The organism is Kitasatospora sp. MAP12-44 (assembly GCF_029892095.1).
Taxonomy (GTDB): Bacteria; Actinomycetota; Actinomycetes; order Streptomycetales; family Streptomycetaceae; genus Kitasatospora.
Genome location: NZ_JARZAE010000004.1, coordinates 5,699,653 through 5,713,596, shown reverse-complemented (window position 1 = coordinate 5,713,596; position 13,944 = coordinate 5,699,653). Strand labels below are relative to the sequence as shown.

General features: G+C 71.5%; 16 protein-coding genes. All 16 read right to left on the bottom strand.

All coding sequences use genetic code 11. The features are described from left to right. Positions 1–137 precede the first annotated feature (137 nt). Positions 138–1,007 carry an RNA polymerase sigma factor WhiG gene (gene whiG, locus P3T34_RS26395; RefSeq protein WP_280668523.1) on the bottom strand — a complete coding sequence of 290 codons (870 nt, stop codon included), beginning with the start codon at positions 1,005–1,007 and terminating at the stop codon, positions 138–140. A 774-nt stretch (positions 1,008–1,781) separates the two neighbouring features. Further along, positions 1,782–3,029, bottom strand: a complete 1,248-nt coding sequence (gene dprA / locus P3T34_RS26390) for a DNA-processing protein DprA (protein WP_280668522.1) — start codon at positions 3,027–3,029, stop codon at positions 1,782–1,784. Between the two features lie 20 nt (positions 3,030–3,049). Next, positions 3,050–4,672 carry a YifB family Mg chelatase-like AAA ATPase gene (locus P3T34_RS26385; RefSeq protein WP_280668521.1) on the bottom strand — a complete coding sequence of 541 codons (1,623 nt, stop codon included), beginning with the start codon at positions 4,670–4,672 and terminating at the stop codon, positions 3,050–3,052. Between the two features lies 1 nt (position 4,673). Further along, positions 4,674–5,117, bottom strand: a complete 444-nt coding sequence (locus P3T34_RS26380) for a YraN family protein (RefSeq protein WP_280668520.1) — start codon at positions 5,115–5,117, stop codon at positions 4,674–4,676. A gap of 146 nt (positions 5,118–5,263) precedes the next feature. After that, complete coding sequence (locus P3T34_RS26375) at positions 5,264–5,590, bottom strand: DUF2469 domain-containing protein (RefSeq protein WP_035797726.1); 327 nt, start codon at positions 5,588–5,590, stop codon at positions 5,264–5,266. Between the two features lie 57 nt (positions 5,591–5,647). Beyond that, positions 5,648–6,133 (bottom strand): NUDIX domain-containing protein, encoded by a 486-nt coding sequence (locus P3T34_RS26370; protein WP_280668519.1) that lies wholly within the window; start codon positions 6,131–6,133, stop codon positions 5,648–5,650. Positions 6,134–6,235: 102 nt separating this feature from the next. Next, entirely contained in the window at positions 6,236–7,021 is a 786-nt protein-coding gene (lepB, locus tag P3T34_RS26365; RefSeq protein ID WP_280668518.1) for a signal peptidase I, read from the bottom strand. 158 nt (positions 7,022–7,179) lie between these two features. Further along, on the bottom strand, positions 7,180–8,127 hold the full coding sequence (lepB, locus tag P3T34_RS26360; protein WP_280668517.1) for a signal peptidase I: 948 nt from the start codon (positions 8,125–8,127) through the stop codon (positions 7,180–7,182). A 232-nt stretch (positions 8,128–8,359) separates the two neighbouring features. Beyond that, positions 8,360–9,349, bottom strand: coding sequence for a signal peptidase I (gene lepB, locus P3T34_RS26355; RefSeq protein ID WP_280668516.1), 990 nt, complete (start codon positions 9,347–9,349; stop codon positions 8,360–8,362). Continuing rightward, positions 9,333–10,130 carry a signal peptidase I gene (lepB, locus tag P3T34_RS26350; RefSeq protein WP_280668515.1) on the bottom strand — a complete coding sequence of 266 codons (798 nt, stop codon included), beginning with the start codon at positions 10,128–10,130 and terminating at the stop codon, positions 9,333–9,335. Before lepB (P3T34_RS26350) ends, lepB (P3T34_RS26355) begins: the two co-directional genes overlap by 17 nt. Positions 10,131–10,194: 64 nt before the next feature. Continuing rightward, positions 10,195–10,545, bottom strand: a complete 351-nt coding sequence (gene rplS / locus P3T34_RS26345) for a 50S ribosomal protein L19 (RefSeq protein ID WP_035797732.1) — start codon at positions 10,543–10,545, stop codon at positions 10,195–10,197. A 152-nt stretch (positions 10,546–10,697) separates the two neighbouring features. After that, complete coding sequence (trmD, locus tag P3T34_RS26340; RefSeq protein WP_280672402.1) at positions 10,698–11,516, bottom strand: tRNA (guanosine(37)-N1)-methyltransferase TrmD; 819 nt, start codon at positions 11,514–11,516, stop codon at positions 10,698–10,700. A gap of 14 nt (positions 11,517–11,530) precedes the next feature. Next, positions 11,531–12,079, bottom strand: coding sequence for a ribosome maturation factor RimM (rimM, locus tag P3T34_RS26335; protein WP_280668514.1), 549 nt, complete (start codon positions 12,077–12,079; stop codon positions 11,531–11,533). Between the two features lie 130 nt (positions 12,080–12,209). Then, positions 12,210–12,449, bottom strand: coding sequence for an RNA-binding protein (locus P3T34_RS26330; RefSeq protein WP_280668513.1), 240 nt, complete (start codon positions 12,447–12,449; stop codon positions 12,210–12,212). 2 nt (positions 12,450–12,451) lie between these two features. Further along, the gene (gene rpsP / locus P3T34_RS26325; protein ID WP_280668512.1) at positions 12,452–12,877 is read right to left on the bottom strand and encodes a 30S ribosomal protein S16; all 426 of its coding nucleotides are present in this window, start codon (positions 12,875–12,877) and stop codon (positions 12,452–12,454) included. 195 nt (positions 12,878–13,072) lie between these two features. Then, the gene (locus P3T34_RS26320; protein WP_280668511.1) at positions 13,073–13,654 is read right to left on the bottom strand and encodes a hypothetical protein; all 582 of its coding nucleotides are present in this window, start codon (positions 13,652–13,654) and stop codon (positions 13,073–13,075) included. Positions 13,655–13,944 lie beyond the last annotated feature (290 nt).

The window sequence follows — 13,944 nt, the reverse complement described above, 5'->3', positions numbered from 1 at the left end:
CGGCACCCTCCCACTGTACGGAGCCCTCACATCCGTCGGGACGCAGGCACGCAAACCTCCCCGGAACCCGCCCGGCTCGGATCCATCCCCATCGACTCAGCACCCGCCGGCGCAAGATCAGCGCAGGTCAGAGCAGGTCAGCGCAGGTCGGAGAGTTTCGCACGAAGCTGGAGGACGGACTTGGTGTGGATCTGGCTCACCCTGCTCTCCGTCACCCCCAGCACCTGACCGATCTCCGCCAGTGTGAGTCCCTCGTAGTAGTAGAGGGTGACCACCGTCTTCTCCCGGTCCGGCAGCGTGTTGATGGCCCGCGCGAGCAGGCGGCGCAGCTCACGGTCCTCGGCGACCTCGACCGGATTGTCGGCGCCGCTGTCCACCAGGGTGTCCATCAGGCTCAGCCGGTCGCCGCCGTCCCCCGCCGGGTGCAGCAACTCGTCCAGCGCCACGACGTTGGCGAGCGAGAGCTGACTGAAGATCGCATGCAGATCCTCGATCGCGATGCCCATCTCCGCCGCGACCTCCGGTTCGTGCGGAGTGCGACGCAGCCGCGCCTCCAGGGCCGCGTAGGTACGCTCGACCGCCTTGGCCTTCTGCCGGACCGAGCGCGGGATCCAGTCGAGCGCCCGGAGTTCGTCGATGATCGCGCCGCGGATGCGGCTGATCGCGTAGGTCTCGAACTTGATGGCCCGGTCAAGGTCGAACTTCTCGATCGCATCGATCAGGCCGAACACACCCGAGGAGACGAAGTCCGCCTGCTCGACGTTGGCGGGCAGACCGACACCCACCCGGCCGGCCACGTACTTCACGAGTGGGGAGTAGTGGAGGATCAGCTGCTCGCGCAGCTTGGGGTCGGCGGTCTCCTTGTAGGAGCGCCAGAGCGATTCGAGTGCGCTGCGCTGACCGGCGTCGCGCGGCTCGGCTGCCCTGCCCGCTGGTTTGGTCGACTTTCTGGTCGCACTCGCTCCGGCGACGGGCGCCTGGCTACCTTCAGCGGCGGGAGCGCTCAAAGCCGGGGGCGGTACGGATGTCGCCCCCGTGGTTCTCCCGGGCTTGGGTACCGGCGCCCGGGCCGAAGCACCGCCCGGCTCGTCAGCACTCCCCCCGGACGACGACAGCGGCAACGGCGACGGCGACGCCAATGACGACGGCGGGAGCGACGGGAGCGGCGGCTGAGGTGCAGCCGAGCGTGTCAGGGCCTGCGGCACCGACGGCGCGGCCGACCCGTCCCGCCCGTCCTGCCCGTCCCGCCCGGCGCGCTGCGGCGTCACCGCGGAGCGGTTGCCCACGGATCTCCCGCCCGGAGCGAGATCGCCCTGCTGGCGGCGGACCTCACCGTCCGCGGCTGCCTGTGCCCTGGGCGGCTGCGAACCCGGGGAGTTCCGTGCCTTCGGCTGGGCATCGATGCCGGAACGGGGCTCCTTGCCAGAGCCCCCCAAGGGCCGGCCGGCACCGGTCGCCCTGCGTCCGGGAATGTGTGTGGGCATACGTGGGTCTGCGCCGTTCTGCCGAGTCATGTGCTGATAAGGAAGCCATAGCGAGCGTAGCGTGACCGAGTCAGTGCACTGTGCTACCACCACCTGGCCGTCGCCCGTTCCGGTGGTGTTCACTCCGTCGCAGGAACGTGCGCGCTGCTGGGGGCGCCCGCGCGCCGTAGTCGACGTCCGCCGCACGGTCGACGGCCGCGCCGGCCTGCTCCTCATTCACCTCCCGTGTCGAGGTATCCCGTTGACCGCCGGCCGATGGACCGCGCGGCCCCGGCCGTCCCGCCGGCCCGCCCGCCATCACCGGATCACCCGCCAGTGCGACCCCTCGCGCTGGACGAACCCCAGCGAGCAGAGCTCGTACAGCTGCTTGAGCACCTGCTCGGCCGGGAACCCCGAGCGGCGGGCGAGGTACTCCACGGGTGCGCCGCCACGGCCCGCCGGGATGGCCTCCAGCACCTGGGCCGCGATCGGACCCAGCACGTCCCTGGGCCGCAACTGGCCGGTGCGCAAGGGCGCCAAGTCCTCGCCGATCGCCCCGATCTGCTCGATGACCTCCGCCGCGTCCGTGACCAGCGTGGCCGCACCGGTTCTGATCAGCGCGTGCACTCCGGCGGAGAGTTCGGAGGTGACTGGTCCGCAGACGCCCATGGTGTGGCGGTTGAGCTCGTGGGCCCGGCGTGCCGTGCTCAGGGCTCCGCTGCGCAGCGCGGCCTCGACCACCACCGTGCCGCGCGTCAGTGCCGCCAGCACGCGGTTGCGCAGAACGAAGCGGAAGCGGTTCGGGTGCTCGCCCGGGGGGAGTTCGCTGACCAGCTGCCCTTGACCGGAGATCCGACGGATCAACTCACTGTTGCCCCGCGGGTAAGCCACATCCGCCCCACAGGCGAGCACGGCCACGGTCATGCCCCCGACCGCGAGGGCGCCCCGATGGGCGGCCGCATCGATCCCGTAGGCAGCCCCTGAGACCACGACCCAGCCCCGCTCGGCCAGTTGGGCCGCGAGCTCCCCCGCGACATGCGCGCCGTAGGCCGTGCAGGCCCGGGCGCCGACGACGGCGACGGATCTCAGCGCGAGGAGCCGGAGCGAACCCGTGCCCACCACCCAGAGCCCCACCGGCATGGCCTCCCCGAGATCGTTGAGCTGGCTGGGCCACTCCGGTTGCGTCGGGGTGACGAAGCGTCCGCCGCAGGCCTGGATGCGCTCCAGGTCGGCGGCCGGGTCGCAGCCGGGCAGTCTGGCGTTCAGGGCGGCGAGCCGGTCGGCGCCGAGTCGCAGGGCCGGGTGTCCGGCCTTGCTGCTGATCAGCTGGAGGAGTTCGGCCGCCGGACGCTCCAGCAGCCAGCGGCCGACGGCCGTGTCGCCTGGCTCGGCGAGCCTGGTGAGAGCGGCTCGGGCGAGGCGGTCCTCGCAGGCGCCCGCCTCGACGGCGCCGGCGCTGGGTACATCGGCGCTGGGTACATTGGCGCTGGGTACGTCGGCGCTGGGTACGTCGGCGCTGGGTTCGCCGGGTTCACCGAGGTCGAGAGTGGTCTGAATGCCGGGCATCGATGCCTCCTCGGGTGGGTTCAGCAGCGGGGTTCGCGGGACGGGCCCTGCAGGGGCAGGCCGGTCGGGAAGCCCCGGCGCAGGACCAGTGCGGTGCGCAGTTCGCTGCGCCCCGGGGCGTCGCGGCCGGCGAGATCGGCCACCGTCCAGGCGACCCGGAGCACCCGGTCCAGGCCGCGCGCGGTGAGCATGCCGCGCTCCAACTCCCGCTCGGCATCGCCCAGCGCATCGGCGTCGGGTCGCCAGCGCGAGCGCAGCTCGCGGCCGGGGACCTCGCAGTTGGTCCGCCACGGCGTCCCCTCGAAGCGCGCGGCTGCCCGCTCCCTGGCGGCGCGCACCCGCTCGGCGACCACCGCCGTGCTCTCGGCGGAGCTGCCCCGGTCCAGCAGCTCGGCCCTGGTCACCGGGTCCACCTGCACCCGCAGATCCACTCGGTCCAACAGCGGCCCCGAGAGCCGCCCCTGATATCGGCTCACCATCGCCGGCGTGCAGTCGCACCCCTCGCCGCGCCGCGAATAGCGCCCGCAGGGACAGGGGTTGGCTGCAAGGCAGAGCAGAAAACTGGCGGGCAGTCGGAGCGAGCCGGCCGATCGGGCGATCACCACCTCGCCGGACTCCAGCGGCTGGCGCAGGGCGTCGAGCACCCGGACCGGGAACTCCGGTGCCTCGTCCAGGAAGAGCACCCCTCGGTGGGCCAGCGAGACGGCGCCCGGCCTGGGCAGACCGCTGCCGCCGCCGATGATCGCGGGCATGGTGGTCGAGTGGTGGGGCGCGCAGTAGGGCGGGGTGTCGACCAGCGGGCGGCCGGGCGGCAGCAGCCCGGCGACCGAGTGGACGGCCGTCACCTCCAGCGCCTCGCGCTGGGTCAGCGCGGGCAGCAGCCCGGGCAGCCGCTCCGCCAGCATCGTCTTGCCCGCGCCCGGCGGCCCCTTCAGGTAGAGGTGATGGCCACCCGCCGCCGCGATCTCCAGGGCCTGGCGGGCCTCGTACTGGCCGGCGACATCCGCCAGGTCGGGCCCGAACTCCGCCTCCACGACGCCCCGACGAACAGCGGCGCCCGGCAGCAGCAGCCCGGACAGCAGCGGGTCGGGTCGGCCGACGAACACGTCCGGCGGCTCGTCCGGGACCGGCTGGTCGGTGAGCAGGGCGATCAGTTGGCGCAGGCTGCGGATGCCAAGCACGGAGACCCCCGGCACCAGCGCCGCCTCGGCTGCGGTCTGCTCGGCGACCACCACATGGCGGTACCCGGCCTCGGCGGCGGCGAGCACCGAAGGCAGCACTCCGCGCACCGGTCTGACCCTGCCGTCCAGCCCCAACTCGCCGATGATCAGCAGATCGGCGATGGCGGACGGTGGGAGCCGCTCGGCGGCCGCGAGCACGGCGCAGGCGACCGCGAGATCGAATCCGCTCCCGCTCTTGGGCACCGAGGCCGGACTGAGCCCGACCGTCAGCTTGCGCTGCGGCCAACTCTCGCCGCTGTTGGCGATCGCGGCGCGCACCCGGTCGCGGGCCTCGCTGAGTGATTTGTCGGGCAGACCGACCAGGGTGAAGGCGGCGACACCCGGCTCGAGGTCCGCCTGGACCTCGACCACCACGCCGTCGACACCGATCAGGGCCACCGAGCAGGTACGGGCGAAGGCCATCTCAGATCACCCCCCGCAGGTGCTCGACCGACGCGGCGCCCTTGACCCGGCTGACCACGCAGACCAGGTCGATCCGGACCCCGCCCGGTGGCAGCGGCGCGGTGCACCCCGGCGGGGAGTCCGGGCACGGCCCGGCGACACCCTGCGCCAGCAGCGCGAAGTGCACCGGCCAGCGCTCGCTCAGCCAGCGCTCGGCCAGCCGTCTCAGCCGCTCGGCCTTGGCCGGGCCGATCGCCTCCGCCGGCTCCTGGAACCCGCGCTCGGATCTGGTCTTGACCTCGCACACAGCCACCGTGTCGCCGTCCAGCACCACGATGTCGAGCTCACCGGCCGAGCAGCGCCAGTTGCGCTCCAGAACCCGAAAGCCACCCGAACCGAGCCAGCGTGCCGCCACCTCCTCGCCGTAGCGGCCGAGGGCAGTCTGTGCGTTCTGCACGGCGATCACCTCCCTGCCGGGAGGCTCTCAGCGCGGTGCGAGGCCGGGTAGACCCCTCGTGATTCCTGTGGACAACCCCGGGGGTGTGGACAACCGGACTCACCCGTTCGGCTGCGACAACACCATCGGAGAACCTGCGTCAGTTGCCAAAGCCGTCAGTTGCCAAAGCCCGCCTCGTCCGACGGGAGCTCCAGGTCGCTCTTGGCGAGCTCCTCGACATTGACGTCCTTGAAGGTCAGCACCCTGACCTTGCGCACAAATCTGGCCGGCCGGTACATGTCCCACACCCAGGCGTCAGCCATCGAGACCTCGAAGAACACCTCACCCTGGACCGAGTGCACCTGCAGCTCGTAGTCGTTGGTGAGGTAGAACCGCCGTTCGGTCTCGATCACGTACTTGAACAGGCCGACGACATCCTTGTACTCCCGGTAGAGCTTGAGCTCCATCTCGGTCTCGTACTTTTCGAGATCTTCGGCACTCATGCACGCGTCCCCTCAGTTCGTCAGGTCCCAGACCATTGTGGACCACGACACCGTCGCTCAGAGCCGTACCGGAACGACTGGCGGCCCCTGGGCCACCAGCTGCTCGACCAGCTCCGCGAGCCGTACCGGGTAGATCGTCTCGGTGCTGGCCCGCAGCTCCGCCGCCGTCCACCAGCGCGCCTCGCGCAGCTGCGGCTGCTCGTCCGCCGGACTGCCCGAGCAGTCCAGGCCGTCCTGGGTGCCGTCCGTGGGGGTGCGTGCGAGCAGGAACGACTGCTCCTGCTCGTACTGCTCGCCGTCGTAGGAGAAGCAGGCCCGGTCGAGCGCGACCACCGGCCCCAGCCGCACCGTGGTCAGCCCGGTCTCCTCCGCGAGCTCGCGCAGCGCCGCCTCGCGCGGCCCCTCCCCCGGTTCCAGCCCGCCGCCCGGAGTGAACCACCAGGTCAGGGCGGGCTCGGCGGGGTCGAAGCCGTGGAACAGCAGCACCCGGTCCGCCTCGTCCAGCAGAATCACCCGCGCCGCCCTGCGCCGCCGCACTGTCATCGCTCCTCGCTCCCCCGCCTGAGCTCCCCCGCCTGAGCTCCCCCGTCTGAGCTCGCCCGTCTGAGCTCCCCCGTCTGAGCTCCCCCGTCTCAGCAGCTGGGGTCAGCGCCGCAGCCGCCGGGCCCGTCCGACCACCCAGTCGGCCAGGCAGAGCAGCACGATCAGCGCCGCCCCGACCAGCATCGCGTAGCCGGCCGGTTCGAGGGGGCCGTTCCGGTCACCGCCCGCCCCGCCGAGCGGGTCGAACGCCGAGGTCCCCGCGAGCAGGCCGGCGTGCGGCAGCGGCCACACGGTGGCCTCGACCCGCCCGAGCACGTCCGAGGTCGCCACCGTCCCGGAGAGCTCGTCCAGGTGCACCCGGGAGTCCAGCGACCCGACCCGGTTGTCACCCAGCACGAAGAGCCGCCCGGGCGGCACCGTGACCGAGAAGGGGGTGGCGGCCGTGGTGGTGGAGGAGGCGAGGGCGGCACCGATGCCCGGCAGCACGGTGTGCTGGAGATAGGGCTCGTCGATCGACGTGCCGTTGACCGTCAGCTGCCCCTGGGCGTCGCAGCAGACCACCTTGTCGCCGCCCACCCCGACCACCCGCTTGACCAGCTTGTCGCTGCCCCAGGTCTGATCGTGGAAGACCACCACGTCGCCACGCCGCACCCCTGACCCGCCCCCCGCACGCGCGAGCACGGTGTCGCCGGCGCCGATGGTCGGCTCCATCGAGCCGGTCGGCACGCTGTACGGCCGGTAGTCCAGCGCGATGGTGGCGAATCCGCCCACCAGCAGCACCAGGCCCAGCGCCAGCGCCACGCCCTGCAGCACCGCGGCGCCGCCCGAGCGCGAGCGCTTCGGCGAGCCGGCGGCCGGTCCGGTGGTTGCTTCGGCGAGCCTGCTCATCGGGACCGTCCTAGGGATGAAGGGGCCGGACACGGCGGCGGGCCGTGGCACGTCCGAGCAGATTACTCGTCGGTACCACGGCCCGCGCAAGAGCCGAAGCGAAGCCGCAACCAAGCCCGCGGCGAACGTCCCGGCCCAGACCGACCGGCCGGTCGGTCTCAGTCCCGCCGCTTGCGCCGCACCCACCAGGCGATCGGCAGCGAACCCGCCGCCACCGCGACCGGCGGAACCAGGCCCTGCGCCTGGGTCGAGATGCCGGGCTGGCTGAAGGTGGACGGAATCGGCAGCGTGCTCCAGCGGTTCAGCGGCCAGGCCACCACGAAGGCGCGCCCGACGACGTCCTTGTCCGGCACGCTGCCGCCACCCGGCTGGTCCATGTGGAAGCGCGAGTCCAGCGAGTCGTCCCGGTGGTCGCCCATCACCCAGAGGCTGTTCGGCGGCACCTTGATCGGCCCGAACGGCTTGGTCCCGCACGCCGTCGCACCCGGGTAGACGTACGGCTCGTTGAGCGCCACGCCGTTCACCTTGAGCGGCCCGGTGCCGTCGCACTCCACCGTGTCGCCGCCCACCCCGACCACCCGCTTGATCAGGTCCTTCTCGTTGGCCGCGGGCATCAGGCCGATGAAGCTGAGGACGTCCTGGACGCCCCGGATCACCGTGTTGCTGCTCTGCGAGCTGGGCTCGTCGGCCAGCCAGCCGCCCGGGTCGTGGAAGACGACGACCTCGCCGCGGTCCGGCGTCGAGCCGAACCACGGAGTCAGCTTGTCCACCAGCACCCGGTCGCCCACCTGCAGGGTGTTCTGCATCGACTCGGAGGGAATCGAGAACGCCTGGACGAAGAAGGTCTTGATGACCAGCGCGAGGACCAGCGCGATGCCGACCAGGATCGGAAGTTCCTTCCAGAACGACCGCTGCTTGGTGCGCTCGCCCGGTGGCTTCTCCCGCTCCACGGGCTCCTCGGGTACCTCCGCCTGACCGCCCCGGCCGCCGGCCGACTCGTCTGCGGGCTCCGAAGGCTCTGCGGATTCGGTGGACTGGGCCGCATGGTTGCCGGAGCCCTCGGGCTCACCTGCTCCTGCGCGGGCGCCGATCACCAGATCCCCCACGACATCTCCTCCCTGCTGTGCGGGCGTCTGCGACGCCCGCGCTCACCAGTGCCGCACAGCGGGCACCACGCTCTGTGACGACCATGAACCCGCCTCAGGCCCGCCCTTGGGAGAGCAGCCTGACACCAGCACAGCCTTGGGGAACGGTCCGCGTCCAACGGCGGGCGTTCCTGCACTTCTCTATCACTCCGGGCGGCCCACCAGGGCCTCTCCCACACGGTGGGCCGGAAGTTCAACCCGCGGGGGGACGGGCCCGAAAGACCCGCGCGGTCCGCCGCCGGGCAGCCCGGGGGCTGCCGGCACGCTTCCCGCGCCGCCGTCGGGCGATGGCCGGAGGAACGCCCAACATCCCCATAACGAGCGAGGGTTCCAACAGATCCGGCCTGGACGCCGCGAATTGCGGATCGCCTCCGGGACCGTCCCGCGGCGCGGCGGAGGCGGCGGCCGAGGCGACCGGCCTGGCCGCCGGACCGGCCGGGATCTGCTGAACTCGCCCGAGCGGCCAGCCGATCAGGAAGGCCCGCCCGACCACGTCCTTCACCGGCACGCTGCCGCCGCCCGGATTGCCCATGTGGTAGCGGGAGTCGGCCGAGACGTCCCGGTGATCGCCCATCACCCAGAGGCTGTTGGGCGGCACCTTCACCTGGAACGGGATGCGCGAGGGCGGGTTGCCCGCCGCGAGGTACGGCTCGTCGATCGCCGTGCCGTTGACGGTGATCCGGCCCTGCCGGTCGCAGCAGGCCACCGAGTCGCCGGCCACCCCGATCACCCGCTTGATCAGGTCCTGTTCACCATTGGAGGGCAGCAACCCGACGTAGCTGAAGGCCTGTTGGATGCCCCGGCCGAGGGGCCCGCCGCTGCTCGGCACGGGCTCGTTCGCCAGCCAGCCGCCCGGGTCCTTGAACACCACCACGTCGCCGCGCTGGGGTCGGCTGCCGAACCAGGGCGTCAGCTTGTCCACCAGCACCCGGTCACCGATCTGGATGGTCTGCTCCATCGAGCCGGACGGGATCACGAAGACCTGCACGAAGAAGGTCTTCAGCGCCAGCGCGATCAGCAGGGCGACCACGCCGACCAGCGGGAGCTCGCGGACCAGGGAGCGCTTGACCCGGCGCGAGGCGCGGCGCGCCGTTCTGCGCCGCTGGGCGCGCCCGCGCTCGCGCCCGCGCTCACCGGCGGGCTTCTCCAGCAGCTCCTCGGAGCCCCTACCCCGGGTTCCCATGGCCACCGTTCCCCCCTGCGGAGACGGCGGCGAAGCCGGCCGGACGCTTCAGGTGGGTCCAGCGGCCGACCGGGAAGACCACCCAGTCCGCCCGCCCGATCACCTTGTCCTCGGGTACGAACCCGCCACCCGGGTCTCCCAGGTGGTCGCGGGAGTCGCTGGAGTCGCTGCGGTGGTCGCCCATCATCCAGAGCTCACCGGGCGGCACCACGATGTCGAAGCCCACGGCGGAGGGCGCGTCGCCGGGGAAGAGGTAGTCCGACTCGGCGAGCGGCACTCCGTTGACGGTGAGCCGCTGGTCGCCCACGTGGTACGTCACCCGGTCCCCGCCGACGGCGATCACCCGCTTCACGAAGATCGAGCCGTCCGAGGGCGCCAGGCCCAGTGCGGCGCCGAACTTGTGCAGGTCGGGCCAGGTTCCGGTGGGCTCGCCGTCCTCCGGTACGAAGGAGCCGGTGCCGTCGAAGACCACGACGTCGCCGCGCTGGACCCGGCCGCCGAAGTCATAGGCCAGCTTGTTCACCACCAGCCGGTCACCCGGCCGCAGGACGTTCTCCATCGAGGCCGAGGGGACGACGAAGGGCTGAGCCACGAACGCGTTGACCAGCAGCAGGATCAGCAGGCAGGCGCCGCCGATGGCGAGCAGGTCCCGCACCCGCCAGCCGCGCTCCTGCGCGGACTCGGCTTCCTCCGCAGAAACAGCCGCGGACCGCGACGGCGTCCCCGCACCCTCGGGTGCTGGACTGCCGTCGCGGTCCGCGATCGGTTCATGCGTGCTCATCGGGGTGAGCTTAGCCGCCCCTGCTGAGCGTCCCGTACCCCCTGCCGAAGCCGGGGGCGAAGGATCAGCGGTCGCGCTTCTCCTTGATCTTCGCGGCCTTGCCGCGCAGGTCACGCAGGTAGTAGAGCTTGGCGCGACGCACGTCACCGCGGGTGACGACCTCGATCTTCTCAACGATCGGGGTGTGCACCGGGAAGGTACGCTCCACGCCGACGTTGAAGCTGACCTTGCGGACGGTGAAGGTCTCACCGATGCCGGAGCCGTGGCGGCGGATCACAACGCCCTGGAAGACCTGGACACGGGAGCGGCTGCCCTCGATGACCCGGACGTGAACCTTCAGGGTGTCACCGGCGCGGAAGGCCGGGATGTCGGAACGCAGCGAGGCCGCGTCGACAGCAGCGAGCTTGTTGCTCATGATGCTCTCCATCGCAGGCGCCACGGGCCGCCTGCGGACATTGGTGTCAATGGGGTGAGCTGCGGGTCGCATCGGCTGGCGGTGGACCCCCCGTGGCGGGGGCACCGGACCACTGGATCCCCTGCGGGAGCCCAGCGACAGACAGCAGCGGCCTATTCTTCCACAGCATCGACCGCAGGCCGAAATCGGCCCAGGTCCGCATCCCACAGCAGGCCGAGGATGCTGAGCGCCTCGCGGTCCTTCTTGTCGAAGTCGCCGTTGCTCCAGCGCGCCACCAGGTCGGGGCGGTTGGCCAGGGTGCGGGCGAAGGCCTGCTCGCGGCGCCAGCGGGCGATCTTCCCGTGGTTGCCGCTGAGCAGCACCTCGGGCACCTCCCGGCCGCGCCACTCGGCGGGCTTGGTGTAGACCGGGCCCTCCAGCAGATCGGCCATCGCGCCGGGGGCGAACGAGTCGTCCCGGTGCGACTCGGCGTTGCCGAGGACGCCGGGCAGCAGCCGGGCGATCGCCTCGACCATCACCAGCACCGCGACCTCGCCGCCGGCCAGTACGTAGTCGCCGATCGAGGTCTCGACCACCGGCATCCGGGTGGCGGCCTCCTCGATCACCCGCCGGTCGATGCCCTCGTAGCGGGCCGGCGCGAAGGCCAGCCAGGGGCGGCCGGCCAGCTCCTGGGCCAGCTCCTGGGTGAACGGCACACCGCTGGGGGTGGGCACCACCAGGGTCGGGACGAGCCCGGCCGGTCCGTCGGCCAGCACGGCGTCCAGCGCGGCGCCCCACGGCTCCGGCTTCATCACCATGCCGGGCCCGCCGCCGTACGGGGTGTCGTCCACCGTGCGGTGCACGTCGGTGGTCCAGCCGCGCAGGTCGTGCAGGCGCACGTCGAGCTGGCCGCGGGCGCGCGCCTTGCCGACCAGCGAGACGTTCAGCGGTTCCAGGTACTCGGGGAAGATGCTGACGACGTCGATCCGCATGCCGTGCTGCTCGGTCACTCCGAGCTCCCGGCGTCCCCGGCATCCTCGGCGTTCTCGGGGTCGATCAGGCCGCCGGGCGGGTCGATGAGGACCCGCTGGTTCTCCAGGTCGACGGTCGGCACGATCCGCGAGACGAACGGGATCAGCACCTCGGTGCCGTCCGGCCGCTCCACCGTGAGCAGGTCCTGGTAGGGCAGGTGGACGACCTCGGTCAGCTCGCCGATCGGCGTGCCGTCCAGCAGCAGGACGTCCAGGCCGATCAGCTGGTGGTCGTAGTACTCCTCCGGGTCCTCCGGCATCTCCTCCGGGTCGACCTCGGCGATCAGCATCGTGTTGCGCAGCGCCTCGGCGGCGTTGCGGTCCGCGACCCCGACGAAGCGCAGCAGCAGCCGTCCGCTGTGCACCTTGCCCGACTCGACGGTCAGCGGGCCGGCGGAGGCGGGGTCGGTGAGCAGCACCGCACCCGGGCCGAGCCGGAGCTCCGGCTCGTCCGTCCGGACCTCGACGCTGACGTCCCCCTTGATCCCGTGGGCACGGCCGATCCGGCCGACGACGAGCTGCACGGTGAGCACTCCTGAACTTCTAGGACTTCTAGGACTTCTAGTGGAACTTCGAGGCGTTAAGCGGGAAAAAAGGACCGGCCGGGACGCGGTGAACGCGTCCCGGCCGGTCCTGAGCAGACGATGGCGATCGTCAGCGGATGCTGTCCGCATCGACCAGGTCGACGCGGACGTTGCGTCCGCCGAGGGCACCGACCACAGTGCGCAGAGCGCGCGCGGTCCGGCCGCCCCGACCGATCACCTTGCCGAGGTCATCGGGGTGGACCCGAACCTCGATCGTGTTACCCCGGCGCAGGTTGCGCGAGCGCACCTGCACCTCGTCGGGGTGCTCGACGATGCCCTTCACCAGATGGTCCAGGGCGTCCTCGATCACGATCAGGCCTCGGTGGTCTCGGCGTCAGCCTCGACCTTGTCCGACTTCTTGGCCTTCGGGGTGATGGCAACACCGGTGGTGCTGTCCTCGAAGCCCGCAACGGCCTTCGCGAAGAGGTGCGAGAAGTCCTCGACCTTGGGCTCGGCGACGAGCAGCGGCGCCGGGGCGGGCAGGCCCTTGAACTTCTGCCAGTCACCGGTCAGCTTGAGGATCGCGAGCACGGGCTCGGTCGGCTGGGCGCCGACGGACAGCCAGTACTGGGCGCGGTCGGTGTCGACCTCGATCTTCGAGGGGTTGTACGTCGGCTGGTAGATGCCGATCTCCTCGATCGCACGGCCGTCGCGCTTGGTGCGCGAGTCGGCGATGACGATGCGGTAGTGAGGAGCGCGGATCTTACCGAGACGCTTGAGCTTGATCTTGACTGCCACGGGAGTGGGTTCTCCTGGAGTTGACGTGGGTGAGCGGCCGCGCTCCCGCGTGGGGTTGCGGGGTCAGCCGTTCGAATGACACGCCAGCCGTAGGAGAGAGGGGTCCTGCTCGGCTGCCGGGTATCAGCTATCGATTGTGCCACACGACGCGCGTCTTCCCCGACCGGGGCAGTGCCCCGGCCAGGGAGTGCGCCATCAGGTGATCTTGAACGGCTGCATGCAGGCGCCGCACACGATCGAGGCCTGTGCGAGCACCGACGGCACGACCCGGACGTTGCGGCCGCAGCCGCAGACGGCCTTGACCCGGACGCCGCCGCCCGAGGAACCGTGCCGGCCGGCCGGTCCGCGGAAGGCGCGCAGCACGCCGCCATCCCCGGTCACGGCCTGCTGGTGGGCTCCCAGGGCGAGCTCCAGGCGCTCGATGGTCGCGGCGTAGCGCTCCTGGGTCTCGGCGAGCATGGTCACCTGCGAGAAGCCGCTGCTGGCGTGCGGTTCCACCGGGTGCGCCAGGCCGAGCTCGGAGGCCAGCAGTAGGAATCGGCGGTTGTGGTAGCGCCCGGCCCGGGAGGTGTCCCGGATGTCGCGGGCGGCGGCCAGACCGTGGGCGGCCTCGTGCAGCAGCCGCTCGAAGCCGAGCTGGGTGCCGCAGGCCGAGGACGACTCGCCGATCAGCGCCTCGGGCGAGGCGAGGTCGGGCAGGTCGTGGTGGTAGGCCTGGATGTCACTCCAGGCGGCGGCCAGTTCGGCCGCGAGGACGAGGGGCTGTGTCGTGCTCACGCTATGCCAACGAGGGAGAGAGTGCGGGTGTTCCATCCTTGGGCACTTACTGGGAATTCCCAGCGAGCGCTCAGTTCTTTGTGACAGTGCCGTTCTTGAACGCGTGGAATCTGACGCAAGGCCAACCCCCTCAATGTCGTCTGAACCCGTCGATCCTCGCCGGGGACCGCCGTTCCCGGGGCACGGCGAATTGACCGCTCCAAGGCGTACGGCCCGGGACCCGGTCAACTTGACAGGGCCACGGGCCGTTTACCGTACCGCTAGTTCACGCCGACCGGGAGTTGACTGGT